We start from the raw sequence: 22,111 nt of genomic DNA, 5'->3' as shown, positions 1-22,111 counted from the left end.
ATGAGCGCAAAAGTCTGGCTGGTGGGTGCGGGCCCTGGCGATCCTGAACTGCTGACCCTCAAGGCCGTGCGCGCCCTGGGCGAGGCGGATGTGGTGCTGATCGACGATCTGGTGAATCCGGCGGTGCTGGAGCACTGCCCCCGGGCACGGGTTATTGCCGTGGGTAAACGCGGAGGCTGTCGTTCGACACCCCAGGCGTTCATTCATCGGCTGATGCTGCGCTACGCCCGGCATGGCAAGTGCGTGGTACGCCTCAAGGGCGGCGATCCGTGCATCTTCGGCCGTGGCGGTGAAGAAGCGCAGTGGCTGCTGGAACGTGGCGTCGAGGTGGAACTGGTGAATGGCATCACGGCCGGCCTGGCGGGAGCTACCCAGTGCGGTATCCCGCTGACCCTGCGCGGTGTCGCCCGTGGCGTCACCCTGCTGACGGCCCATACCCAGGACGACAGCATCCTGAACTGGCAAGCCCTGGCACAAAGCGGTACGACGCTGGTGATCTATATGGGGGTGGCAAAACTGGGTGAGATCCGTGAACAGCTGATCGCTGGCGGCCTGGCGCCGCAAACCCCGGTGGCCATGATTGAAAACGCGTCCCTGCCCGAGCAACGGCTGTGTCGGAGCGATCTGCACGCCATGCAGGACGATGCCCATGCCTTCCAGCTGAAAAGCCCGGCCATCCTGGTCGTCGGCGAAGTGGCCGCTTGCGGTGCACAACTGCCCGCCCTTTCCGAAGCGGCCCTGGCGGCGGCATTCTCGGCCTGACTCCAGGCGCTTTCATCAAATCGCGGACAAAGAAAAACCCGGCCTAGGCCGGGTTTTTCAAAGCTGCAAGCTACAGATTACTGAGCTTGTTGAGCTTGTGCTTCAACCTGCGCTTCTACGCGACGGTTTACAGCGCGGCCAGCTTCAGTTGCGTTGTCAGCAACTGGGCGGGACTCACCGTAACCAACGGATTGAACGCGGCTCGACTCAACACCGTACTGGCTGGTCAGAACTTGCTTAACGGCGTTTGCACGACGCTCAGACAGTTTCTGGTTGTAAGCGTCAGGACCGACGGAGTCAGTGTGACCTTCAACAACGGTGGTGGTTTGTGGGTACTGCTTCATGAAGTCAGCGAGGTTCTTGATGTCAGCGTAGCTGTTAGGCTTAACGACCGACTTGTCGAAGTCGAACTTCACGTCCAGCTCAACACGAACAACTTCAGCAACCGGAGCTTCTGGTTCTGGAGTTGGCTCTGGAACTGGAGCAGGAGCTGGAGCAACCTTGCCAGCGTTGCCGCCGAAGTTCACACCCAGACCAACCAGAGCGGAGTAGTCCCACTTGCCGTTGTCCATTGCGTAGTCGGCTTCAACGCCGGCACGAGCGAACAGGTTGTCGGTGAAGTAGTACTTAACACCGGTACCGATGATAGCCAGGGTCGACTGGTCGCGACCGCTGTGGCCGTCAGCCAGGACGTTGGTACGGCTCTGGTGACCGAAACCACCGGAAACGTATGGACGCAGGGAGTCCACGCCAGCTTGACCGAAGTGGTAGGTAGCCAGCAGGCTGCCGGTGTCACCTTTGATCTTCTGGTTGCCAGTGCCGTCGTTCGAACGGGTGTGGTTGGTTTTGTCGTAGTTCAGGTCCAACGACAGGTCATCGGTCAGGAAGTAGCCGATACGAGCGCCTGGGTTGAAGCCGTCTTCGATGTGCTTAACGCTGTCGTTGTACTGTTTTTTGTAAAACAGTTCACCCTCGACCGCGCCTTGGCCTTGCGCCAGAACGCCGAACGAAGTCACGGCAACAATAGAACCAATGGCAATGCCCAAGGTGTTTTTCAGTTTCATCCGTTAAATCCCCATCTGGTGATTGTAAAGCAGTCCCACATACCGGGGGACAACTCGGCGGTAAGTCTATCAGAACTTACCTAGACGTAAGAGATATTTGCGCCGAACTAAGTTTCAGCAATGCCTGCAAATTTCTCACGCAATTTATCAAGCGCACGCTTGTACCGCATTTTCGTAGCACTCAACCCCATGTGCATGATGTCTGCGATCTCCTGAAACTCCAGCTCTGCGACGAATCGTAGCACCAGAATCTCCCGATCGATCGGGTTCACATGCACCAACCAGCGGTCAAGTCCGCCCTTTTCCTCAGGTTTCGGCGCCTTATCTTCAGACGCTTCCTCGAGGGGATCAAGACTTAACGCATCCATCAAGCGACGTTTCCGCCGTTCTTTCCGATACTGCGTGATGCATTCGTTGTACGTGATGCTATAGAGCCATGTCTTGAACTTCGATTTCCCCTCGAAGTTCTTGAGGCCATACAGCACCTTCAACATCACCTCCTGACAGACATCGTCAGCATCACGATCGTTCCCTAAATAACGTGCACAAACGTTGAAGAGGGTTCGCTGATAGCGTCGCATCAACTCTTCATACGCACGCGTTACGTGAAACAGCTCCGTGTGCGAGCGCGCAACCAACTCCTCGTCAGAGAGCTCACGGGGGTCATAGCGCGTGGATAGCGATTGGGCTTTATTCAAAACGAGTCGGGCCGACAGTCAGGTCAATGTCCACCGCAGCCCAGACACGGGCATTTTGCGGCGGCATACATTAGCAGGGTTTGCCGGGTTAGCGGCTACTTACATGCTGCTCCAGCAGGATCCGATTGGAGAGCGAGACCAACTCGCCCTCATCGGTCAGCAGTGTAGTCTTAACCGTGCCGATCTCCTCGATCTGCCCTTCGACCTCGCCAACTCGCACTTGTTGCCCAACCTGATACAACTCACGCACATAGATTCCCGCAAGAATCTGACCGGCAATATCCCGGCTTCCCAACCCCATGGCCAAGGCAACAGCCAGACCAACGGTAATCAAAACGATCACGATCACATGGTTGAGCAGGTCGGTTTTGACCTCCAACTGACTGATCGCAACGGAAATACTGATGATGATCACCAGGCCCTGGGCGATTCGCCCCAGGCCACTGGCGTAATCCAGACCGACCCCTTCGGCCGCTCCGCGCACCAGCCCATTGGCCAATTGCGCCAGCAATACCCCCACCAACAGCACCAGCGCGGCCCCGAAAACCTTCGGTAAATACAACGCCAGCATGTCGAGCGTAGCCGAAACCCGCTCCAGGCCAAGGGATTCTGCAGCAGAAACCAGAAAAATCAGTAATACGAACCAATACACGATTTTACCGATCAAGGTAGAGATCGGTACCTGCAAGCCCGCGCGGGACAGCAGTTTGGTCAAACCGGTACCGCCCATCAAACGGTCCAGGCCCAGCTTGGCGAGCAACTTGGAAAGCAGGGTATCAAGCAGTTTGGCAACCACAAAACCCAGCAGCAGCACGACCAACGCGCCAAACAGATTGGGAATGAAGTTCGCTACCTTGGTCCACAACGCAGTCATCGCAGTGACGAGGCTCTGAGTCCAGAGATCAAGTTCCATATTCAATCAGCCTTATCAGCAGTGCGAGCAGTAGGTTTACGACGGGAAACCGGCGAGATATGGGCCGATCCGTTATTCAGAGCAATCATCAGCGCCGGCAACCAGCGGCCGAGCAGGCTGAACAGATCGCCCGCCCCCACCTGCCGGTTGGCGGTTTTCAGTACGCGGCCCAGGCACGCATCGTCGTCCCGGGTGGACGGTGTGGCCTTGAGCATGTCACGCAACGACTGTTCAAACGGATCGTGCATACGCACCTCTCGATATGTCAGTGAAAGACGCGATCAAAATTCCTTGGGTCACATAGTTCATGATCAGACCCAGCGCAAACGTCGGAATAACCACCACTGTCCCAGCGCGACCAGCGCCATCAACAGGCAGGCCACCAGAAACCCGTAGGGGCTGTTGGAAAGCGGAATGCCTCCCACGTTGATCCCCAGCAAGCCGGCCAGAAAACTCATCGGCAGAAAGATCCCGGTGATGATCCCGAAGCGAAACATGATGCGGTTCATGCGCACGCTCAGGCGCCGGTCTTCGGCCTCCAGCACAAGCCCCACACGCTCTCGGGTCAATTCGAGCTCTTCCAGGTAGCGGGTCAGGCTGTTGTTCAATTCGTTCCAGTAATCGCCATCGTCATCGGCGAACCAAGGCAGCCTGATGCGGCTGAGCTGACCGAAAATATCCCGCTGCGGAGCGAGGAAACGCTTGAGTCCGGCAGCCCGTCGACGAATCTGCAGAATGTTGCTGTGCTCGGGGGTATACCGTTCGTCGGCATCCAGTTTTTCTTCCTCGGCATCGACCACTTCCGACAGGTCGCTGACCAGGTCCTGCACTTTATGGGTCAGGTACTCAGCCATATAAAGGATGAGTTCGGAGGCGGTTTTCGGTCCCTTGCCTTCGCCCAGTTGCACCAGCAGCTCATCGGTCGCGCGCAATGGCCGCAGGCGCAGGGAGATCACTCGCTGGGCCGAACCGAAGATGCGTACCGAAACCATGTCCTCCGGCTCGGCGCCGGGGTTGAGGTTGATGCCGCGTAAAAACAGCAAGAACTCGGAGTCCGGCAGCGCCAACAGGCGCGGCCGGGTGTTTTCTTCGAGTAGGAGGTCACAGCTGAACTCGCTCAGACCGCTGGATTTACGCAGCCAGGTCTGGGTCTGCGGATGGCTGCGATCCCAATGCAGCCAGAGGCTCTCATGGGCTTGCAGCTGCAAGTCGTCCAGTTCAGTTCGGGCAATCGCACGCGCACCACCTTTACCGTCCAGCACCAGGGCATGTACCAGCCCCCATTGCGCGTTGTCTTCCTCGAACATCCTCATCCCTTGCTTGGTCGACTGCTTATTCGGGCATTTTCAGCGGGCTTGGCGAAACGATTACGCCATTGTTGTCGGCATAGACATATTCGCCCGGACGGAACGTCACCCCGGCAAAAGTCACCGCCACGTTGAGATCGCCAATGCCGCGCTTGTCGGTTTTCATCGGGTGACTGGCCAGCGCCTGAACGCCCAGGTCGGTTTGCGCGATGACATCGACATCACGTATGCAACCGTAGATCACCAGCCCTTCCCAACCGTTCTTCGCCGCCTTCTCGGCCAGCATGTCGCCCAGCAACGCACGGCGTAGGGAGCCGCCACCGTCGACCACCAGCACCTTGCCGTGGCCCTTGAGCTCGACCTGTTCCTTGACCAGCGAGTTGTCTTCGAAGCATTTGATGGTCACTATTTCGCCGCCGAAGGAGTCGCGGCCACCGAAATTGCTGAACATCGGTTCAACCACCTGTACCAGATCCGGGTAGGCGTCGCACAGGTCGGGAGTGAGGTAATGATTCATCGAGAAACTCCTGTAGTGGAAAGAACACGTCGCGGTGTCGGAATTCGCAGGGTTCATGCTGAGTGATACGAGGGCAGACGGAGAATGTTTAACATTTCAGCTAGCCCTCACCATACGCCAATTTCAGCAGGCTCGACGGCACGGACAGAATGCTTTACCGGCGACCGAATGTGACCAAAACCGCTCAACGCGTCATATCTTAGCCGCAAGCGCATCGGAACGAAATGCTCTTGTCAGAGCCTTCTGAACTCAACTGGCGGCAGCCAGTTCGGTGCCCGACGCCAACAACGGGTTCTGCTGATCCTTCAACCAACGCGCGACCAAAGGCCAGACTTCGGCCTGGGCGGCTTTGCTCACCAGCATCTCCACATGGCCGAAATTGCCGCTGAACCCTTGTTCGCGCCCCAGGCAGACAAACTGCTTATGCTCGGAACTCAACTGGTCAAACAGCTTGCGACAAGCCCAGGTCGGATCCTGATGATCCCCGGCCGCGCTCACCGCCAATACCGGCAGCGAAACGTCGGACAAGCCGGCCCACCAGTCCTTCTGCCCATCGCCGAAACGCCCGAACAGCCCGTACCAGCGCATGCCTTCCAGGGCCAGGCCAATGGGCTCGTCCTCGGGACCGCGCTTGAGTCGCGAGCCGGACAACTGGGCAAAACGCTTGAGAATGAAACGACCGCCCCACTCCACCGCCGGGATTTTCAATGGCCAATAGGTGCGGCTGACCTGACAGCCGAACAGCGCCGCCGACGCCACTGCCGGCTCTCCCAGGTACTGGCCGCCCAAGGCCGCCGCCAGGGTAATGCCGCCCAGGGAATGACCGATCCAGTGCGGAACCTGGCCGCTTTGTTCCCGCACGAAGGCGCCGATGGCGGGCAGATCGTATTGCGCATAGTCGGCGACGCGATTCTTGCGGTAGTCGGCATTGCGTCGCGACAGGCCGTGACCGCGCATCTCGGGGATCCATACATCGAAGCCCATGCGCGCCAGATACGCGCCCAGGCCGATGCCCTTGGGCGAATACCAGAAACGCCGATTGGAGAAGCTGCCGTGCAGCAGGATCACCGGCACGCCACGGGATTCGGGCCCATCCGCCATCCCCAGGCGGGTAACGGCCAGCTCGACCGTAGCGTCCGGGCTGTTGCCGGGCTTCAGGCGGTAGACGTCTTCACTCAGGTCGCCTCGACGTTCGGCACTGATCAAGGCGACGGGAAACAGGTTGCTGCTGCTTTGCATAATGCTCTTGCACAAAAAAGGGCGGCTTCCAGATGGAGCCCGCCCTACTTGAATCTCAAAGCACCGGCCAGCCCGAAGGCTGGCCGGTGCTTCATTCCGCTTAGACCGCACCCTGCCCCTCGGCCAGGAAGAACCAGGTTTCCAGTACGGAATCCGGGTTCAGCGAGACACTTTCGATGCCCTGTTCCATCAGCCACTTGGCCAGGTCCGGATGGTCGGACGGGCCCTGTCCGCAAATACCGATGTATTTGCCGGCCTTGTTGCAAGCCGCGATGGCGTTGGCCAGCAGTTTCTTGACCGCCGGATTACGCTCGTCGAACAGGTGCGCGATGATGCCCGAGTCGCGGTCCAGGCCCAGGGTCAGCTGGGTCAGGTCGTTGGAACCGATGGAGAAACCGTCGAAGAACTCGAGGAACTCTTCGGCCAGGATCGCGTTGGAAGGCAGCTCGCACATCATGATCACACGCAGGCCGTTTTCACCGCGCTTGAGACCGTTTTCGGCCAGTAGATCCACCACCTGGCTGGCTTCGCCCAGGGTGCGGACGAACGGCACCATGATCTCGACGTTGGTCAGGCCCATGTCGTTGCGCACGCGCTTGAGGGCACGGCATTCGAGCTCGAAGCAGTCCCGGAAGGCTTCGCTGATGTAACGCGAAGCACCGCGGAAGCCCAGCATCGGGTTTTCTTCTTCCGGCTCGTAGAGCTTGCCGCCGATCAGGTTGGCGTATTCGTTGGACTTGAAGTCCGACAGGCGCACGATGACTTTTTTCGGCCAGAAGGCCGCAGCCAAGGTGCTGATACCTTCAACCAGCTTGTCGACATAAAAACCGACCGGCTCGTTGTAACCGGCGATACGCTTGTCGACGCTGTCCTTGATTTCATGGGGCAGGCCGGCGTAGTTCAGCAGCGCCTTGGGGTGCACGCCGATCATGCGGTTGATGATGAACTCCAGGCGGGCCAGGCCCACACCGGCGTTCGGCAGTTGGGCGAAGTCGAAGGCGCGGTCCGGGTTGCCAACGTTCATCATGATCTTGAACGGCAGCTCCGGCATGGCGTCGACGGAGTTTTTCTTCACGTCGAAGCCCAGCTCGCCTTCGAAGATGAAACCGGTGTCGCCTTCAGCGCAGGACACGGTCACGCCCTGGCCGTCCTTCAACAGTTCGGTGGCATTGCCGCAACCGACAACCGCTGGAATCCCCAGCTCGCGCGCAATGATCGCGGCGTGGCAGGTACGGCCGCCACGGTTGGTGACGATGGCGCTGGCGCGCTTCATCACCGGCTCCCAGTCCGGGTCGGTCATGTCGGATACCAGCACGTCGCCGGCCTGGACCTTATCCATCTCCGACACGTCCTTGATGATCCGCACCTTGCCGGCGCCGATGCGCTGGCCGATGGCGCGACCTTCCACCAGCACGGTGCCGGTTTCCTTCAACAGGTAACGTTCCATGACGTTGGCCTGGGTGCGGCTCTTCACGGTTTCCGGACGGGCCTGGACGATGTACAGCTTGCCGTCGTCGCCGTCTTTGGCCCATTCGATGTCCATCGGGCACTTGTAGTGCTTCTCGATGATCATCGCCTGCTTGGCCAGCTCGCTGACTTCGGCATCGGTCAGGCAGAAACGCGCGCGATCGGCCTTGTCGACGTCGACGGTCTTGACCGAGCGACCGGCCTTGGCTTCGTCGCCGTAGATCATCTTGATCGCCTTGCTGCCCAGGTTGCGGCGCAGGATGGCCGGGCGACCGGCTTGCAGGGTGCCCTTGTGGACGTAGAACTCGTCCGGGTTCACCGCACCTTGAACGACGGTTTCACCCAGGCCGTAGGCGCCGGTGATGAACACCACGTCACGGAAGCCCGACTCGGTGTCGAGGGTGAACATCACACCGGCGGTACCGGTTTCCGAACGCACCATGCGCTGCACGCCGGCAGACAGGGCGACCAGCTTGTGGTCGAAGCCCTGGTGCACGCGATAGGAAATGGCGCGATCGTTGAACAGGGAAGCGAAGACTTCCTTGGCGGCGCGAATGACGTTCTCGACGCCACGGATATTGAGGAAGGTTTCCTGCTGGCCGGCGAAGGAAGCGTCCGGCAGGTCTTCGGCGGTGGCCGAGGAGCGCACGGCCACGGCCATGTCAGGGTTGCCCGCGGACAGTTTGGCGAACGCGGTGCGGATTTCGCTATTCAGTTGCTCGGGGAATTCGGCTTCCATGATCCATTGACGGATCTGCGCGCCGGTCTTGGCCAGGGCATTCACGTCATCGACGTCCAGGGCGTCGAGCGCGGCGTGGATCTGGTCGTTAAGACCGCTCAATTCGAGAAAATCACGATAGGCCTGGGCCGTCGTGGCAAAGCCTCCAGGGACGGATACACCGGCGCCTGCAAGGTTACTGATCATCTCGCCCAGGGATGCGTTCTTGCCCCCCACATGCTCTACATCATGGACGCCGAGCTTATCGAGGGAAACTACGTACTCTACCAAGGTGATCTCTCCACTAACTGTGTTGGAAAAGCTCAGAAGCCGGCTGCTCGGGGGAGCGCTTGCCAGCTGTATGGCCTGGACCTGGAAAATAAGTGAGAATGCGGGCCATTGGAGGCCGGCAAATCGCGCCTATCATATCCAAGATTCGTCACTAGCTTAAGGCCCAAGGTGCAAATGAAACGATCTGCTTTCTTTATCTCCGACGGTACCGGCATCACCGCTGAAACCCTCGGCCAGAGCCTCCTGGCGCAGTTCGAAAACATTACCTTCAGCAAAATCACGCGGCCGTATATCGACAGCGTAGATAAAGCGCGGGCCATGGTACAACAAATCAACATCGCCGCCGAAAAGGACGGATTTCGCCCGATTATCTTCGACACCATCGTCAATCAGGACATCCGTGAGATCCTCGCGACGTCCAATGGTTTCATGATCGACATCTTCTCGACCTTCCTCGCCCCCCTGGAGCTGGAGTTGAGCGAGCACTCGTCGTATTCGGTCGGCAAGTCCCATTCCATTGGCGGCAACTCCAACTATATGGAGCGGATCGAGGCGGTGAACTTCGCCCTCGACAACGACGACGGCGCCCGCACCCACTACTACGACAAGGCCGACCTGATCCTGGTCGGCGTGTCGCGCTGCGGCAAGACCCCGACCTGCCTGTACATGGCCATGCAGTTCGGGATCCGCGCCGCCAACTACCCGCTGACCGAAGACGACATGGAACGCCTGCAGCTGCCGACGGCCCTGCGCGCGCACCAGCACAAGCTGTTCGGCCTGACCATCGACCCCGACCGGCTTACCGCCATCCGCAACGAGCGCAAGCCCAACAGCCGTTATTCGAGCTATGCCCAGTGCGAGTTCGAAGTGCGCGAGGTGGAAAACCTGTTCCGCCGCGAGAACATTCCGCACATCAATTCCACCCATTTCTCGGTGGAAGAGATCTCGGCGAAGATCCTCGTGGAAAAAGGCGTCGAGCGGCGCTTCAAGTAGCGTTATCTGACCAATAGAAGGCTATCGCGAGCAATCGAGCATCGACCGGCCGCTCCTACATGGCTTACAAGATCTTGTAGGAGCGGGCTTGCTCGCGATCAGACCAACGGTCCGTCCTGCCCTCAAATCACCAACAGGTCCACGAACCGGTGCACCGCCGTGGCTTCCAGCTGCGCCTGGTCCTTGCACAGGGCAAAGATCTGCGCTGAACGCTGGGCCGTGAAGCGGGTGGCCAGGTTGGCCTTGAACTTGTCTTCCAGCAGCGCAATGCCTTCGGCGCGACGCCGGCGATGGCCAATCGGGTATTCCACCACCACCTGCTCGGTGCTGGAGCCATCCTTGAAAAACACCTGTAGCGCATTGGCGATGGAGCGCTTGTCGGCCTCCAGGTACTCGCGGGTATAGCGCGGCTCCTCGACTATCTGCATCTTCTCGCGCAACTGATCGATGATCGGATGGGCGGCATGGAAGCTGTCTTCATAGTGCTCGGCCACCAGGTTGCCGAACGCCAGCGGCACGGCGGTCATGTACTGGATGCAATGGTCGCGGTCGGCGGCGTTGGCCAGCGGGCCGACCTTGGAAATGATGCGGATCGCCGATTCGTGGGTGGTGATGACAATCCTGTCGATCTCGTGCAGGCGATTGCGCACCAGCGGGTGCAGGGTCACCGCCGCCTCGCAGGCGGTCTGCGCATGGAACTCGGCCGGGAAGCTGATCTTGAACAGCACGTTTTCCATTACATAGCAGCCGTACTTCTGCGACAGGCTGAAACGGCGCTGGTCTTCGGGCTTGAGCGCCAGGTCCTTGTTGGTGTGGCTGAACAGCACGTCGTAGAAGCCCCACTGCGGCGCGCTCAGCACTCCCGGGATGCCCATCTCGCCACGCAGGGCGATATCCGCCAGGCGCACGCCACGGCTGGTGGCATCCCCCGCCGCCCAGGATTTGCGCGAACCGGCGTTCGGTGCATGCCGATAGGTACGCAGCGCCTGGCCATCGACAAAGGCATGGGACAGCGCCGCCAGCAACTGCTCGCGGTTGGCCCCCATCAACTTGGCGGTGACCGCGGTCGAAGCGACTTTCACCAGCAGCACATGGTCGAGGCCGACCCGGTTGAAGGAGTTTTCCAGGGCAATCACCCCCTGGATCTCATGGGCCATGATCATGGCCTCGAGCACCGCGCGCATGGTCAGCGGCGCCTCGCCATTGGCCACGCGTTTTTGCGACAGGTGATCGGCCACGGCGAGAATGCCACCGAGGTTGTCGGAAGGATGGCCCCACTCGGCGGCGAGCCAGGTGTCGTTGTAATCCAGCCAACGGACAATGCAGCCGATATCCCAGGCCGCCTTGACCGGGTCCAGGCGCAAGCGGGTGCCCGGCACCCGCGCGCCAAACGGCACGAGCGTGCCCTCGACGATGGGCCCAAGGTGCTTGGTGCACTCGGGAAAGCGCAGGGCCAGCAAGCCACAGCCGAGGGTGTCCATCAGGCAGTTGCGGGCGGTATCCAGAGCCTCGCGGGACTCGATCCGATAGTTCAGAACGTAGTCGGCGATGTCCTGCAGGACCTGGTCGTAATCGGGGCGTTCGTTCAGATCAACATTGGCGCTCATGGGCAGTTCACTCCATCAAGGGTTGGGTTGCATCCTCAAGGTCAGGCTGATCGGGTTATTTTTTTATTCACCCCATTGTAGGAGCGAGCTTGCTCGCGATGACGGATGGATTGTCGACATCGATGTCGACCGTGGCATCGCTATCGCGAGCAAACTCGCTCCTACAGGGGCCGTTTATGATTTAGAACGCGTCGCCAGGCACACGTACCCAGCCTTCCATCAAGACCCGCGCGCTACGACTCATGATGGCCTTGGTCACGCTCCATTCGCCGTTGTCCTGCACGGCTTCGGCGCCGACGCGCAGGGTCCCCGACGGGTGGCCGAAACGCACCGCGCTGCGCTCTCCGCCGCCGGCCGCCAGGTTGACCAGGGTCCCGGGGATCGCCGCCGCGGTGCCAATGGCCACCGCGGCGGTGCCCATCATCGCGTGGTGCAGCTTGCCCATGGACAGCGCGCGCACCAGCAAATCGACATCCGCGGCCTGCACCGCCTTGCCGCTGGAAGCCTGGTAGTCCGCCGGCGGCGCGACAAAGGCGACCTTGGGCGTGTGCTGACGCTTGGCCGCTTCATCCAGATTCTGGATCAGCCCCATGCGCAGCGCGCCGTGGGCGCGGATGGTCTCGAACATCGCCAGCGCCTTGGGATCGCCGTTGATATCGCCCTGCAGCTCGGTACCGCTGTAGCCGATGTCGCGGGCGTTGATGAAGATGGTCGGGATCCCGGCATTGATCATAGTGGCCTGGAAAGTCCCGACACCCGGCACCTCCAGGTCGTCCACCAGGTTACCGGTGGGGAACATCGAACCGCCGGCGCCCTCTTCCTCGGCCGCCGGGTCAAGGAACTCCAACTGCACTTCGGCCGCCGGGAAAGTCACCCCGTCCAGCTCGAAATCGCCGGTTTCCTGGACCGCGCCGTTGGTCATCGGCACATGGGCGATGATGGTCTTGCCGATATTGGCCTGCCAGATGCGCACCACCGCCACGCCGTTCTGCGCAATGCGCTCGGCATCCACCAGGCCGCTGCTGATGGCGAAGGAACCGACCGCCGCCGACAGGTTGCCGCAGTTGCCGCTCCAGTCGACGAAAGGTTTGTCGATGGACACCTGGCCAAACAGGTAATCCACGTCGTGGCCGGGCTTGATGCTTTTCGACAGGATCACCGTCTTGCTGGTGCTGGACGTGGCGCCGCCCATGCCGTCGATCTGCTTGTCGTACGGGTCGGGGCTGCCGATCACCCGCAACAGCAAGGCATCGCGGGCCGCGCCCGGCAGCTGCGCCGCCTCGGGCAGGTCTTGCAGGCTGAAGAACACACCCTTGCTGGTGCCGCCCCGCATGTAGGTGGCGGGAATCTTGATTTGCGCTACGAAAGCCATGAGTTCTCGGTCCTGATAAAGACCGAGGGCGGCGCCTTGCGGCCCGCCCCCGGTACGTCACTTAACTGGCGACAGCCGATTCGAGGAAGTCCTGGGCAAAGCGCTGCAACACGCCGCCCGCTTCGTAGATCGACACCTCTTCGGCGGTGTCGAGCCGGCAGGTCACCGGCACCTCGACCCGCTCGCCGTTCTTGCGCTGGATCACCAGGGTCAGCGTAGCGCGCGGCTTGCGCTCGCCCACCACGTCGAAGGTTTCGGTGCCGTCGATGCCCAGGGTCTTGCGGTCGGTGCCCGGTTTGAACTCCAGCGGCAGCACGCCCATGCCCACCAGGTTGGTGCGATGGATGCGCTCGAAGCCTTCGGCGGCGATGGCTTCCACCCCGGCCAGGCGCACGCCCTTGGCCGCCCAGTCACGGGACGAACCCTGGCCGTAGTCGGCGCCGGCGATGATGATCAGCGGCTGCTTGCGCTGCATATAGGTTTCTATGGCTTCCCACATCCGGGTGACCTGACCTTCCGGCTCGATCCGCGCCAGCGATCCCTGTTTGACCTTGCCGCCTTCCTGGACCATTTCGTTGAACAGTTTCGGGTTGGCGAAGGTCGCGCGCTGCGCGGTCAGGTGGTCGCCGCGGTGGGTCGCGTAAGAGTTGAAGTCCTCTTCCGGCAGGCCCATTTTCGCCAGGTACTCGCCGGCCGCGCTGTCGAGCATGATGGCGTTGGACGGCGACAGGTGATCGGTGGTGATGTTGTCCGGCAGCACCGCCAGCGGGCGCATGCCGGTCAGGCTGCGCGCCCCGGCCAGGGCGCCTTCCCAGTACGGCGGACGGCGGATGTAGGTGCTCATCTCACGCCAGTCGTACAACGGCTCGACCTTGGGCCCGGTGTCTTCGTGAATGGCGAACATCGGGATGTACACCTTGCGGAACTGCTCGGGTTTCACCGAAGCCTTGACCACCGCATCGATCTCTTCGTCGCTCGGCCAGATGTCCTTGAGGCGGATTTCCTTGCCGTTGGCGTCCAGGCCCAGCACGTCCTTCTCGATGTCGAAGCGGATGGTCCCGGCAATCGCATAGGCCACCACCAGCGGCGGCGATGCAAGGAACGCCTGCTTGGCGTAGGGATGGATGCGCCCGTCGAAGTTGCGGTTGCCCGACAGCACCGCGGTGGCATACAGGTCGCGGTCGATGATTTCTTTCTGGATCACCGGGTCCAGCGCGCCGGACATGCCGTTACAGGTGGTGCAGGCGAAGGCCACGACGCCAAAGCCCAATTGCTCCAGCTCGCTGGTCAGGCCGGCTTCGTCCAGGTACATGGCCACGGTCTTGGAACCCGGTGCCAGCGACGACTTGACCCAGGGTTTGCGGGTCAGGCCGAGCTTGTTGGCGTTGCGCGCCAGCAGGCCGGCGGCGATCACGTTGCGCGGGTTGCTGGTGTTGGTGCAGCTGGTGATGGCCGCGATGATCACCGCGCCATCGGGCATTTGCCCCGGCACCTCTTCCCACTGACCGGCGATGCCCTTGGCCGCCAGGTCGCTGGTCGCCACCCGGGCGTGGGGGTTGCTCGGGCCCGCCATGTTGCGCACCACCGAGGACAGGTCGAACCGCAAGCCGCGCTCGTACTGGGCACTTTTCAGGCTGTCGGCCCACAGGCCAGCCTGCTTGGCATAGGTCTCGACCAGCTGCACTTGCTCGTCTTCACGACCAGTGAGCTTGAGGTAGTCGATGGTCTGCTGGTCGATGTAGAACATCGCCGCGGTAGCACCGTATTCAGGGGCCATGTTGGAGATGGTCGCGCGGTCGCCCAGGGTCAGCGCCGCGGCGCCCTCGCCGAAGAACTCCAGGTAGGCGCCCACCACCTTCTGCTTGCGCAGGAATTCGGTCAGCGCCAGCACCATATCGGTGGCGGTGATGCCCGGTTGCAGCTTGCCGGTCAGCTCGACGCCGACGATTTCCGGCAGGCGCATCCAGGACGCCCGGCCGAGCATCACGCTTTCGGCTTCCAGGCCGCCAACGCCGATGGCGATCACGCCCAGGGCATCCACGTGCGGGGTGTGGCTGTCGGTGCCGACGCAAGTATCGGGGAAGGCCACGCCATCGCGCGCCTGGATCACCGGGGACATTTTCTCCAGGTTGATCTGGTGCATGATGCCGTTGCCCGGCGGGATCACGTCGACGTTCTTGAAGGCCTTCTTGGTCCAGTTGATGAAGTGGAAACGGTCTTCGTTGCGCCGGTCTTCCACCGCGCGGTTCTTGGCGAACGCATCCGGGTCGAAGCCGCCGCACTCCACCGCCAGCGAGTGGTCGACGATCAACTGGGTCGGCACCACCGGGTTGACCTGGGCCGGGTCGCCACCCTGGTCGGCGATGGCATCGCGCAGGCCGGCCAGGTCCACCAGGGCGGTCTGGCCAAGAATGTCATGGCACACCACGCGGGCCGGAAACCACGGGAAGTCCAGGTCGCGCTTGCGCTCGATCAGTTGCTTCAGGGAAGCGCTCAGGGTCGCCGGATCGCAGCGCCGCACCAGGTTTTCCGCGAGCACGCGCGAGGTGTACGGCAGGCTGTCGTAGGCGCCGGGCTGGATCGCCTCGACAGCCGCGCGGGTGTCGAAGTAGTCCAGTCGGGTACCGGGTAACGGTTTACGAAATTCAGTGTTCATCGTCAGGACTCGGTCACGGTGATTGCAAAAGGTGGGGCTGGCACCGGCACTGAACCGCCCTCCTGCAGGGCTTCGGGTTCAGCCAGTGACGGCAGCCACCGGTCAGCGACGTTCGATTGGCACGAACTTGCGCTGTTCAACGCCGACGTACTCGGCGCTTGGACGGATGATGCGGTTGTTGGCGCGCTGTTCGAACACGTGGGCGGCCCAGCCGGTCAGGCGCGAGCAGACGAAGATCGGGGTGAACAGCTTGGTCGGGATGCCCATGAAGTGGTACGCCGAGGCATGGTAGAAATCGGCGTTGGGGAACAGCTTCTTCTGCTCCCACATGGTCTTGTCGATGGCTTCGGAAACCGGGAACAACACCTTGTCGCCCACCTCAATGGCGAGCTTTTTCGACCAGCCCTTGATCACCTCGTTGCGCGGGTCGTTGTCTTTGTAGATCGCGTGGCCGAAGCCCATGATCTTGTCCTTGCGCTCGAGCATGCCGAGGGTGCCCTTGATCGCCTCTTCCGGCGAAGCAAAGCGCTCGATCATCTCCATCGCCGCCTCGTTGGCGCCGCCGTGCAGCGGGCCACGCAGGGAACCAATGGCCGCGGTGACACAGGAGTACAAGTCCGACAGGGTCGAGGCACAGACCCGGGCAGTGAAGGTCGAGGCGTTGAATTCGTGCTCGGCGTAGAGGATCAGCGACACGTTCATCACCTTGGTGTGCAGCTCGCTCGGCTTCTTGCCGTGCAGCAAGTGCAGGAAGTGGCTGCCGATGCACGGCTCGTCGGTCACGCAATCGATGCGTTTGCCGTCGTGGCTGAAGCGGTACCAGTAGCACATGATCGCCGGGAAGGCGGCCAGCAGACGGTCAGTTTTGTCGCGCTGCTCGGAGAAATCCTGTTCCGGCTCGATATTGCCGAGGAACGAGCAACCGGTGCGCATCACATCCATCGGATGGGCGTCCGCCGGAATGCGTTCCAGCACTTCCTTGAGCGCCTGCGGCAGGTCGCGCAGCTTGCTCAACTTCCGGGTGTAGGCATCCAGTTGCGCCTGGGTCGGCAGCTCGCCGTACAGCAGCAGGTAGGCCACTTCCTCGAACTGCGCGTCGGCCGCCAGTTCGCGTACGTCGTAACCCCGGTAGGTCAGCCCGGCACCGGCCTGGCCCACGGTCGACAAGGCAGTCTGTCCGGCCACCTGGCCACGCAGGCCAGCGCCACTCAATACTTTTGCTTCGGCCATTGCTCTCTCCAATCTTGAATTTGTTAGGGAATCGGCAAATCGTCAAAACCAATACTGCTTTCTGTAGCCGCTGCCGCAGGCTGCGACAGGACCGAAGGTCCTCCTGCGTCGAGAGGCGCGCCGCGGCCGTGCCGGCCGATCGCAGCCTGCGGCAGCGGCTACAGGTTTTGCATCAGTACGGCATCACCCCTTCTTCTGGGCGAACAGCGCATCGAGCTTCTGCTCGAAGGTGTGGTAGTCGATGCGGTCGTACAGCTCCATGCGGGTCTGCATGGTGTCGATCACGTTCTGCTGGGTACCATCGCGACGGATCGCGGTGTAGACGTTTTCCGCCGCCTTGTTCATGGCGCGGAACGCCGACAGCGGGTACAGCACCAGGGAAACATCCACGGATTTCAGTTGCTCGGTGGTGTACAGCGGCGTGGCGCCGAACTCGGTGATGTTGGCCAGGATCGGCGCTTTCACCCGGCTGGCGAAGATCTTGTACATCTCCAGCTCAGTGATGGCTTCCGGGAACACCATGTCGGCGCCGGCTTCGATGCAGGCGGCGGCGCGATCCAGGGCCGACTCCAGCCCCTCCACCGCCAGGGCGTCGGTGCGGGCCATGATCACGAAGCTGTCGTCGGTGCGGGCATCCACCGCGGCCTTGATGCGATCGACCATTTCCTGCTGGGAAACGATCTCCTTGTTCGGCCGGTGGCCGCAGCGCTTGGCGCCGACCTGGTCCTCGATATGAATCGCCGCCGCGCCGAACTTGATCATCGACTTGACGGTGCGCGCCACGTTGAACGCCGACGAACCGAAACCGGTGTCCACGTCCACCAGCAACGGCAGGTCGCAGACGTCGGTGATGCGGCGCACGTCGGTCAGCACGTCGTCCAGCCCGGTGATGCCCAGGTCCGGCACGCCGAGGGAGCCGGCCGCCACCCCGCCGCCGGACAGGTAGATCGCCTTGAACCCGGCGCGCTTGGCCAGCAGCGCATGGTTGGCATTGATGGCGCCGACCACCTGCAACGGTCGTTCGCTGGCGACCGCATCGCGAAAGCGCTGGCCTGGAGTGCTCTTGTTGTTGGAACTCATGACTCACCTCGTGGAGTGGCTGTCTGCGGGGCGCCGTCCTGGTAATGACGGGCAATGTTGCGTTTGGAAGCACCGATGTGACGGCGCATCAACAACTCGGCCAGTTCGCCGTCGCGATCGGCAATGGCATCGAGAATCCGGTGGTGCTCGGCGAACGCCTGGTGCGGGCGATTGGGCGTGGCGGAAAACTGGATGCGGTACATGCGCACCAGTTGGTACAGCTCGCCGCAGAGCATCTGCGTGAGGGTGCGGTTGCCCGCGCCCTGGATGATCCGGTAATGGAAGTCGAAATCACCTTCCTGCTGGTAGTAGCCGACCCCGGCCTGGAACGCCGCGTCGCGCTCATGGGTATCGAGGACCCGGCGCAGCTCGTCGATTTCCTCGTTGGTCATGCGCTCGGCGGCCAGGCGGCAGGCCATGCCTTCCAGGGATTCGCGGATTTCATAGAGCTCGATCAGTTCGGCCTGGCTCAGGGACACCACCCGCGCCCCGACATGGGGCACCCGCACCAGCAGGCGCTGGCCTTCCAGACGGTGGATCGCCTCGCGCAAGGGGCCACGGCTGATGCCGTAGGTGCGCGCCAGTTCCGGCTCGGAAATCTTGCTGCCCGGGGCGATCTCGCCCTTGACGATGGCCGCCTGAATGCGTCTGAAGACGTTTTCGGACAAGGTTTCCGAATCGTCCTGCGTCACGGCGGGGGGATCGAGCTGATCCAGCATATTGTCGACACCTTGAAAATCAATGCGACAAAAACTAGCCAATACAACCGATGCAGTCAAAGGAAAAATAGATATTGTCGACAATCATCTAATAACCCTTTGCACCAAACCGGCACAAAAGCCCCCGCCCCGCCGCTGGCGCCATAAAACCAGCATGCTAGAATGCCGCCCGCATTTGCCTGTCACATTAATAAGGCAGCACACGAGGGAGCTTGCGCAGCAATGCCAGTCGCCTTGAACTGAAGAACCCATGCAACGCACCAGGATCTATGAGACTCAAGGCCTTCTCCATACTGTTCTGCCTGCTCGGCGTGCCGGGCCTGAGTGCCGCCGCCGGCAAGACCGTTTACGGTCTGAATGAATACGCCAGACTGTCCGGGATCGACCTGGAAGTCGCCGCCAAGCTCGACACCGGCGCCAAGACCGCCTCCCTCAGCGCCCGCGATATCAAGCGCTTCAAGCGCAATGGCGAGTCCTGGGTACGTTTTTACCTGGCCATCGACGCCGCCCATTCCCACCCCATCGAACGTCCGCTGGCCCGCGTCAGCAAGATCAAGCGCCGCGCCGGCGACTATGACCCCGATGAGGAAAACAACAAGAAGTACACCGCGCGCCCGGTCATCGAGCTGGATATCTGCATGGGCGGTGCCCTGCGCAGCATAGAAGTGAACTTGACCGACCGTAGTGCATTCCAATACCCGCTCTTGATCGGTTCCGAAGCGCTCAAGCGCTTCGATGCACTGGTCGACCCCAGTCTTAAATACGCTGCTGGCAAACCTGCCTGCGCCACCGACGCTCATACCGCAGAGTAATTCCAATGCGCTCTCTTACCCTCCATCTGAAAATCCTGATCGCCATCCTGGTGGTGCTGGGCATTTCGATCACGGCCTATCAGATTTTCGTGCTCGGCATCCCGGTGACCGAAGACGCCACCGACGACCTGTGGAACATCGACGCCAAGGTCGAGTTCGTTGCCAACGCCAAGGACCCGATCAAGATCCAGATGTTCGTGCCACCCTTGAGCCGCGACTATGTCAGCCTGAACGAGAGCTTCATCTCCAATAACTACGGGGTGGCGGTGAACCGCGTCGACGGCAACCGCAAGGTGACCTGGTCTGCCCGCCGCGCCAAGGGCAACCAGACCCTCTACTACCGCCTGGTGCTGACCAAGCGCTACACCGCGGAAAAAGCCAAGATCAAGGGCCCGACCTTCCGCGACAGCATCGCCGTCGAAGGCCCGGAAAAGATCGCCGCCGAAGCCTTGCTCGCGCCGATCCGCCAGCACTCGGCCGACGTCGAGACCTTCATCAGCGAAGCCATCAAGCGGGTCAACAACAGCAGCGACGACAACGCCAAGATGCTCCTGGCGGGCGATCCGTCGCCGGCGAACAAGGCCAAGATCGTCGACCTGCTGCTGTCCATCGCCCACGTACCGATGGAAAAGGTCCACACCATCCGCCTGGTGGCCGACCAGCCGCAGGCTCCGGAACTGTGGCTGCGCAGCTTCAACGGTACCGACTGGCTGTACTTCAACCCGGAAACCGGCGAACAAGGCCTGCCCAGCGACCGCCTGTTGTGGTGGATCGGTGACGACAGCCTGATCACCGTCGATGGCGGCAAGAAAGCCACCGTCACCTTCAGCCTGAACAACAGCGAAATGAACGCCATTCGCCTGGCCAAGCTGACCGACGAGAACACCGACGCCAACTTCCTCGAATACTCGCTGTACGGCCTGCCGCTGCAGACCCAGCAGACCTTCATGATCATGGTGATGATCCCGATCGGCGTGCTGGTGATCCTGGTGCTGCGCAACCTGATCGGCCTGCAGACCCTGGGTACCTTCACCCCGGTGCTGATCGCCCTGGCCTTCCGCGAGACCCAGCTGGGCTTCGGCATCGTGCTGTTCACGGTGATCACCGCGCTCGGGCTGTCGCTCAGGTCCTACCTGGAACACCTGAAGCTGCAGATGCTGCCGCGGCTGTCGGTGGTGCTGACCTTCGTCGTGGTGCTGATCGCCGCCATCAGCCTGTTCAGCCACAAGCTCGGCCTGGAACGCGGCCTGTCGGTGGCCCTGTTCCCGATGGTGATCCTGACCATGACCATCGAACGCCTGTCGATCACCTGGGAAGAACGGGGCGCCGGCCATGCGATGAAAGTCGCCATCGGAACGCTGTTCGCCGCCTCCCTGGCGCACCTGATCATGAGCGTGCCGGAGCTGGTCTACTTCGTCTTCACCTTCCCGGCGATGCTGCTGATCCTGGTGGGCTTCATGCTGGCGATGGGTCGCTACCGCGGCTACCGCCTGACCGAGCTGATCCGTTTCAAAGCCTTCGTCAAGGCTGATTCGTAATGTTCGGCCTGTGGAAGACCTGGAAGGCCTTGGAAGCCCGGGGCATCATGGGGATCAATCGGCGTAACGCGGACTACGTGCTCAAGTACAACAAGCGCAGCCTGTACCCGATCGTCGACGACAAGATCATCACCAAGGAGCGCGCGATCAAGGCCGGCATCCATGTGCCGGAACTGTACGGCGTGATCTCCACCGAGAAGGAAATCGACAAGCTCGACGAGATCATCGGCGGGCGCAACGACTTCGTGATCAAGCCGGCGCAAGGCGCCGGCGGCGACGGCATCATCGTGATCGCCGACCGTTTCGAGGGTCGCTACCGCACGGTATCGGGCAAGATCATCAGTCATGAAGAAATCGAACACCACATCTCCAGCATCCTCACCGGCCTCTATTCCCTGGGTGGCCACCGTGACCGGGCGCTGATCGAATACCGGGTGACCCCGGACCAGATCTTCAAGAGCATCAGCTACGAAGGCGTGCCGGACATCCGTATCATCGTGCTCATGGGCTACCCGGTGATGGCCATGCTGCGCCTGCCGACCCGCCAGTCCGGCGGCAAGGCCAACCTGCACCAGGGCGCCATCGGCGTCGGTGTCGACCTGGCTACCGGCTTGACCCTGCGCGGCACCTGGCTGAACAACATCATCGCCAAGCACCCGGACACCACCAATGCGGTGGACGGCGTGCAACTGCCCTACTGGGACGGTTTCATGAAGCTGGCGGCCGGCTGCTACGAGCTGTGCGGCCTGGGCTACATTGGGGTGGACATGGTGCTGGACCAGGAAAAGGGCCCGTTGATCCTCGAACTCAACGCCCGCCCCGGCCTGAACATCCAGATCGCCAACGACTGCGGCCTGACCCAGCGCACCCACGCGGTCGAAGCGCACCTGGCAGAGCTGAAAGCCCGCGGCATCAGCGAAACCGTCGAACAGCGCGTGCAGTTTGCCCAGGACCTGTTCGGCCATATCCCGGCGGTGGAAGGCTGAACCACAGCAACGGAAAACCCTGTAGCCGCTGCCGCAGGCTGCGCCCGACCGCGAAGCGGGCGCCGCTTTCGACATCGCCGAGGACCTTCGGTCCTTTCGTAGCCTTCGGCAGCGGCTACAGGGTATGCGGCGAGACGGGCAA

General features: G+C 61.5%; 19 protein-coding genes. 5 read left to right on the top strand and 14 right to left on the bottom strand.

What is annotated here, in order from left to right; all coding sequences use genetic code 11:
* Nucleotides 1-762: a uroporphyrinogen-III C-methyltransferase gene (gene cobA / locus AC07VU_RS15595; RefSeq protein ID WP_274306038.1), complete on the top strand. Its 762-nt coding sequence runs from the start codon at nt 1-3 to the stop codon at nt 760-762.
* A gap of 77 nt (nt 763-839) precedes the next feature.
* On the opposite strand, the gene AC07VU_RS15590 is transcribed toward cobA, so the two are convergent.
* The 8 genes from AC07VU_RS15590 to ppsA form a co-directional block, all read right to left on the bottom strand.
* Nucleotides 840-1,826, bottom strand: coding sequence for an OmpA family protein (locus tag AC07VU_RS15590; protein ID WP_007927525.1), 987 nt, complete (start codon nt 1,824-1,826; stop codon nt 840-842).
* A gap of 107 nt (nt 1,827-1,933) precedes the next feature.
* The gene (sigX, locus tag AC07VU_RS15585) at nt 1,934-2,524 is read right to left on the bottom strand and encodes an RNA polymerase sigma factor SigX (protein WP_009042922.1); all 591 of its coding nucleotides are present in this window, start codon (nt 2,522-2,524) and stop codon (nt 1,934-1,936) included.
* A gap of 88 nt (nt 2,525-2,612) precedes the next feature.
* Nucleotides 2,613-3,437 (bottom strand): mechanosensitive ion channel family protein, encoded by an 825-nt coding sequence (locus tag AC07VU_RS15580; RefSeq protein WP_053260260.1) that lies wholly within the window; start codon nt 3,435-3,437, stop codon nt 2,613-2,615.
* 2 nt (nt 3,438-3,439) lie between these two features.
* Nucleotides 3,440-3,685 (bottom strand): hypothetical protein, encoded by a 246-nt coding sequence (locus AC07VU_RS15575; RefSeq protein ID WP_007927518.1) that lies wholly within the window; start codon nt 3,683-3,685, stop codon nt 3,440-3,442.
* A gap of 63 nt (nt 3,686-3,748) precedes the next feature.
* Nucleotides 3,749-4,744, bottom strand: a complete 996-nt coding sequence (locus tag AC07VU_RS15570) for a zinc transporter ZntB (RefSeq protein WP_009042920.1) — start codon at nt 4,742-4,744, stop codon at nt 3,749-3,751.
* Nucleotides 4,745-4,769: 25 nt separating this feature from the next.
* A complete protein-coding gene (gene rraA / locus AC07VU_RS15565; protein WP_009042919.1) occupies nt 4,770-5,261 on the bottom strand; it encodes a ribonuclease E activity regulator RraA in 492 nt (163 codons plus the stop codon).
* A gap of 249 nt (nt 5,262-5,510) precedes the next feature.
* Nucleotides 5,511-6,500, bottom strand: coding sequence for an alpha/beta fold hydrolase (locus AC07VU_RS15560; protein ID WP_277588210.1), 990 nt, complete (start codon nt 6,498-6,500; stop codon nt 5,511-5,513).
* Between the two features lie 100 nt (nt 6,501-6,600).
* Nucleotides 6,601-8,976: a phosphoenolpyruvate synthase gene (gene ppsA / locus AC07VU_RS15555; RefSeq protein WP_101337263.1), complete on the bottom strand. Its 2,376-nt coding sequence runs from the start codon at nt 8,974-8,976 to the stop codon at nt 6,601-6,603.
* Nucleotides 8,977-9,150: 174 nt separating this feature from the next.
* Between ppsA and ppsR the strand changes: the two genes are divergently transcribed.
* Nucleotides 9,151-9,969 carry a posphoenolpyruvate synthetase regulatory kinase/phosphorylase PpsR gene (gene ppsR, locus AC07VU_RS15550; RefSeq protein WP_007927505.1) on the top strand — a complete coding sequence of 273 codons (819 nt, stop codon included), beginning with the start codon at nt 9,151-9,153 and terminating at the stop codon, nt 9,967-9,969.
* Between the two features lie 122 nt (nt 9,970-10,091).
* On the opposite strand, the gene prpD is transcribed toward ppsR, so the two are convergent.
* From prpD to AC07VU_RS15520, 6 genes are all read right to left on the bottom strand, one after another.
* Nucleotides 10,092-11,576, bottom strand: coding sequence for a 2-methylcitrate dehydratase (prpD, locus tag AC07VU_RS15545; RefSeq protein ID WP_277588209.1), 1,485 nt, complete (start codon nt 11,574-11,576; stop codon nt 10,092-10,094).
* A 181-nt stretch (nt 11,577-11,757) separates the two neighbouring features.
* Nucleotides 11,758-12,948: a 2-methylaconitate cis-trans isomerase PrpF gene (prpF, locus tag AC07VU_RS15540; protein ID WP_457275945.1), complete on the bottom strand. Its 1,191-nt coding sequence runs from the start codon at nt 12,946-12,948 to the stop codon at nt 11,758-11,760.
* A gap of 61 nt (nt 12,949-13,009) precedes the next feature.
* Nucleotides 13,010-15,604 carry a Fe/S-dependent 2-methylisocitrate dehydratase AcnD gene (gene acnD, locus AC07VU_RS15535; protein WP_495030106.1) on the bottom strand — a complete coding sequence of 865 codons (2,595 nt, stop codon included), beginning with the start codon at nt 15,602-15,604 and terminating at the stop codon, nt 13,010-13,012.
* Between the two features lie 102 nt (nt 15,605-15,706).
* A complete protein-coding gene (gene prpC / locus AC07VU_RS15530; RefSeq protein ID WP_087088669.1) occupies nt 15,707-16,834 on the bottom strand; it encodes a bifunctional 2-methylcitrate synthase/citrate synthase in 1,128 nt (375 codons plus the stop codon).
* A gap of 183 nt (nt 16,835-17,017) precedes the next feature.
* Entirely contained in the window at nt 17,018-17,914 is an 897-nt protein-coding gene (gene prpB, locus AC07VU_RS15525; RefSeq protein WP_009042912.1) for a methylisocitrate lyase, read from the bottom strand.
* The gene (locus tag AC07VU_RS15520; RefSeq protein WP_274306033.1) at nt 17,911-18,633 is read right to left on the bottom strand and encodes a GntR family transcriptional regulator; all 723 of its coding nucleotides are present in this window, start codon (nt 18,631-18,633) and stop codon (nt 17,911-17,913) included. Before AC07VU_RS15520 ends, prpB begins: the two co-directional genes overlap by 4 nt.
* Before the next feature lie 269 nt (nt 18,634-18,902).
* On the opposite strand from AC07VU_RS15520, the gene rloA reads away from it, so the two are divergent.
* From rloA to AC07VU_RS15505, 3 genes are read left to right on the top strand one after another with little or no spacing between them, the layout of a single operon-like run.
* Nucleotides 18,903-19,445: a retropepsin-like aspartic peptidase RloA gene (gene rloA, locus AC07VU_RS15515; protein WP_101337258.1), complete on the top strand. Its 543-nt coding sequence runs from the start codon at nt 18,903-18,905 to the stop codon at nt 19,443-19,445.
* Between the two features lie 5 nt (nt 19,446-19,450).
* Complete coding sequence (gene rloB, locus AC07VU_RS15510) at nt 19,451-20,983, top strand: osmotic stress tolerance membrane protein RloB (RefSeq protein ID WP_007930639.1); 1,533 nt, start codon at nt 19,451-19,453, stop codon at nt 20,981-20,983.
* Nucleotides 20,983-21,969 carry an alpha-L-glutamate ligase-like protein gene (locus tag AC07VU_RS15505; RefSeq protein ID WP_007930638.1) on the top strand — a complete coding sequence of 329 codons (987 nt, stop codon included), beginning with the start codon at nt 20,983-20,985 and terminating at the stop codon, nt 21,967-21,969. Before rloB ends, AC07VU_RS15505 begins: the two co-directional genes overlap by 1 nt.
* The last annotated feature ends 142 nt before the right edge of the window (nt 21,970-22,111 follow it).

It is taken from the genome of Pseudomonas sp. GW821-FHT02B10 (genome assembly GCF_059421865.1).
Note: the sequence above shows the minus strand (reverse complement) of the source record. Positions and strands in the feature narration are given on the sequence as shown.

Bases quoted from the DNA above. Each gene is read 5' to 3' on its own strand.
- cobA (WP_274306038.1), top strand. From the start codon at position 1: ATGAGCGCAAAAGTCTGGCTGGTGGGTGCGGGCCCTGGCGATCCTGAA.
- AC07VU_RS15590 (WP_007927525.1), bottom strand. From the start codon at position 1,826: ATGAAACTGAAAAACACCTTGGGCATTGCCATTGGTTCTATTGTTGCC.
- AC07VU_RS15580 (WP_053260260.1), bottom strand. From the start codon at position 3,437: ATGGAACTTGATCTCTGGACTCAGAGCCTCGTCACTGCGATGACTGCG.
- AC07VU_RS15575 (WP_007927518.1), bottom strand. From the start codon at position 3,685: ATGCACGATCCGTTTGAACAGTCGTTGCGTGACATGCTCAAGGCCACA.
- AC07VU_RS15570 (WP_009042920.1), bottom strand. From the start codon at position 4,744: ATGTTCGAGGAAGACAACGCGCAATGGGGGCTGGTACATGCCCTGGTG.
- rraA (WP_009042919.1), bottom strand. From the start codon at position 5,261: ATGAATCATTACCTCACTCCCGACCTGTGCGACGCCTACCCGGATCTG.
- AC07VU_RS15560 (WP_277588210.1), bottom strand. From the start codon at position 6,500: ATGCAAAGCAGCAGCAACCTGTTTCCCGTCGCCTTGATCAGTGCCGAA.
- ppsR (WP_007927505.1), top strand. From the start codon at position 9,151: ATGAAACGATCTGCTTTCTTTATCTCCGACGGTACCGGCATCACCGCT.
- prpD (WP_277588209.1), bottom strand. From the start codon at position 11,576: ATGAGCGCCAATGTTGATCTGAACGAACGCCCCGATTACGACCAGGTC.
- prpF (WP_457275945.1), bottom strand. From the start codon at position 12,948: ATGGCTTTCGTAGCGCAAATCAAGATTCCCGCCACCTACATGCGGGGC.
- acnD (WP_495030106.1), bottom strand. From the start codon at position 15,604: ATGAACACTGAATTTCGTAAACCGTTACCCGGTACCCGACTGGACTAC.
- prpC (WP_087088669.1), bottom strand. From the start codon at position 16,834: ATGGCCGAAGCAAAAGTATTGAGTGGCGCTGGCCTGCGTGGCCAGGTG.
- prpB (WP_009042912.1), bottom strand. From the start codon at position 17,914: ATGAGTTCCAACAACAAGAGCACTCCAGGCCAGCGCTTTCGCGATGCG.
- AC07VU_RS15520 (WP_274306033.1), bottom strand. From the start codon at position 18,633: ATGCTGGATCAGCTCGATCCCCCCGCCGTGACGCAGGACGATTCGGAA.
- rloA (WP_101337258.1), top strand. From the start codon at position 18,903: ATGAGACTCAAGGCCTTCTCCATACTGTTCTGCCTGCTCGGCGTGCCG.
- rloB (WP_007930639.1), top strand. From the start codon at position 19,451: ATGCGCTCTCTTACCCTCCATCTGAAAATCCTGATCGCCATCCTGGTG.
- AC07VU_RS15505 (WP_007930638.1), top strand. From the start codon at position 20,983: ATGTTCGGCCTGTGGAAGACCTGGAAGGCCTTGGAAGCCCGGGGCATC.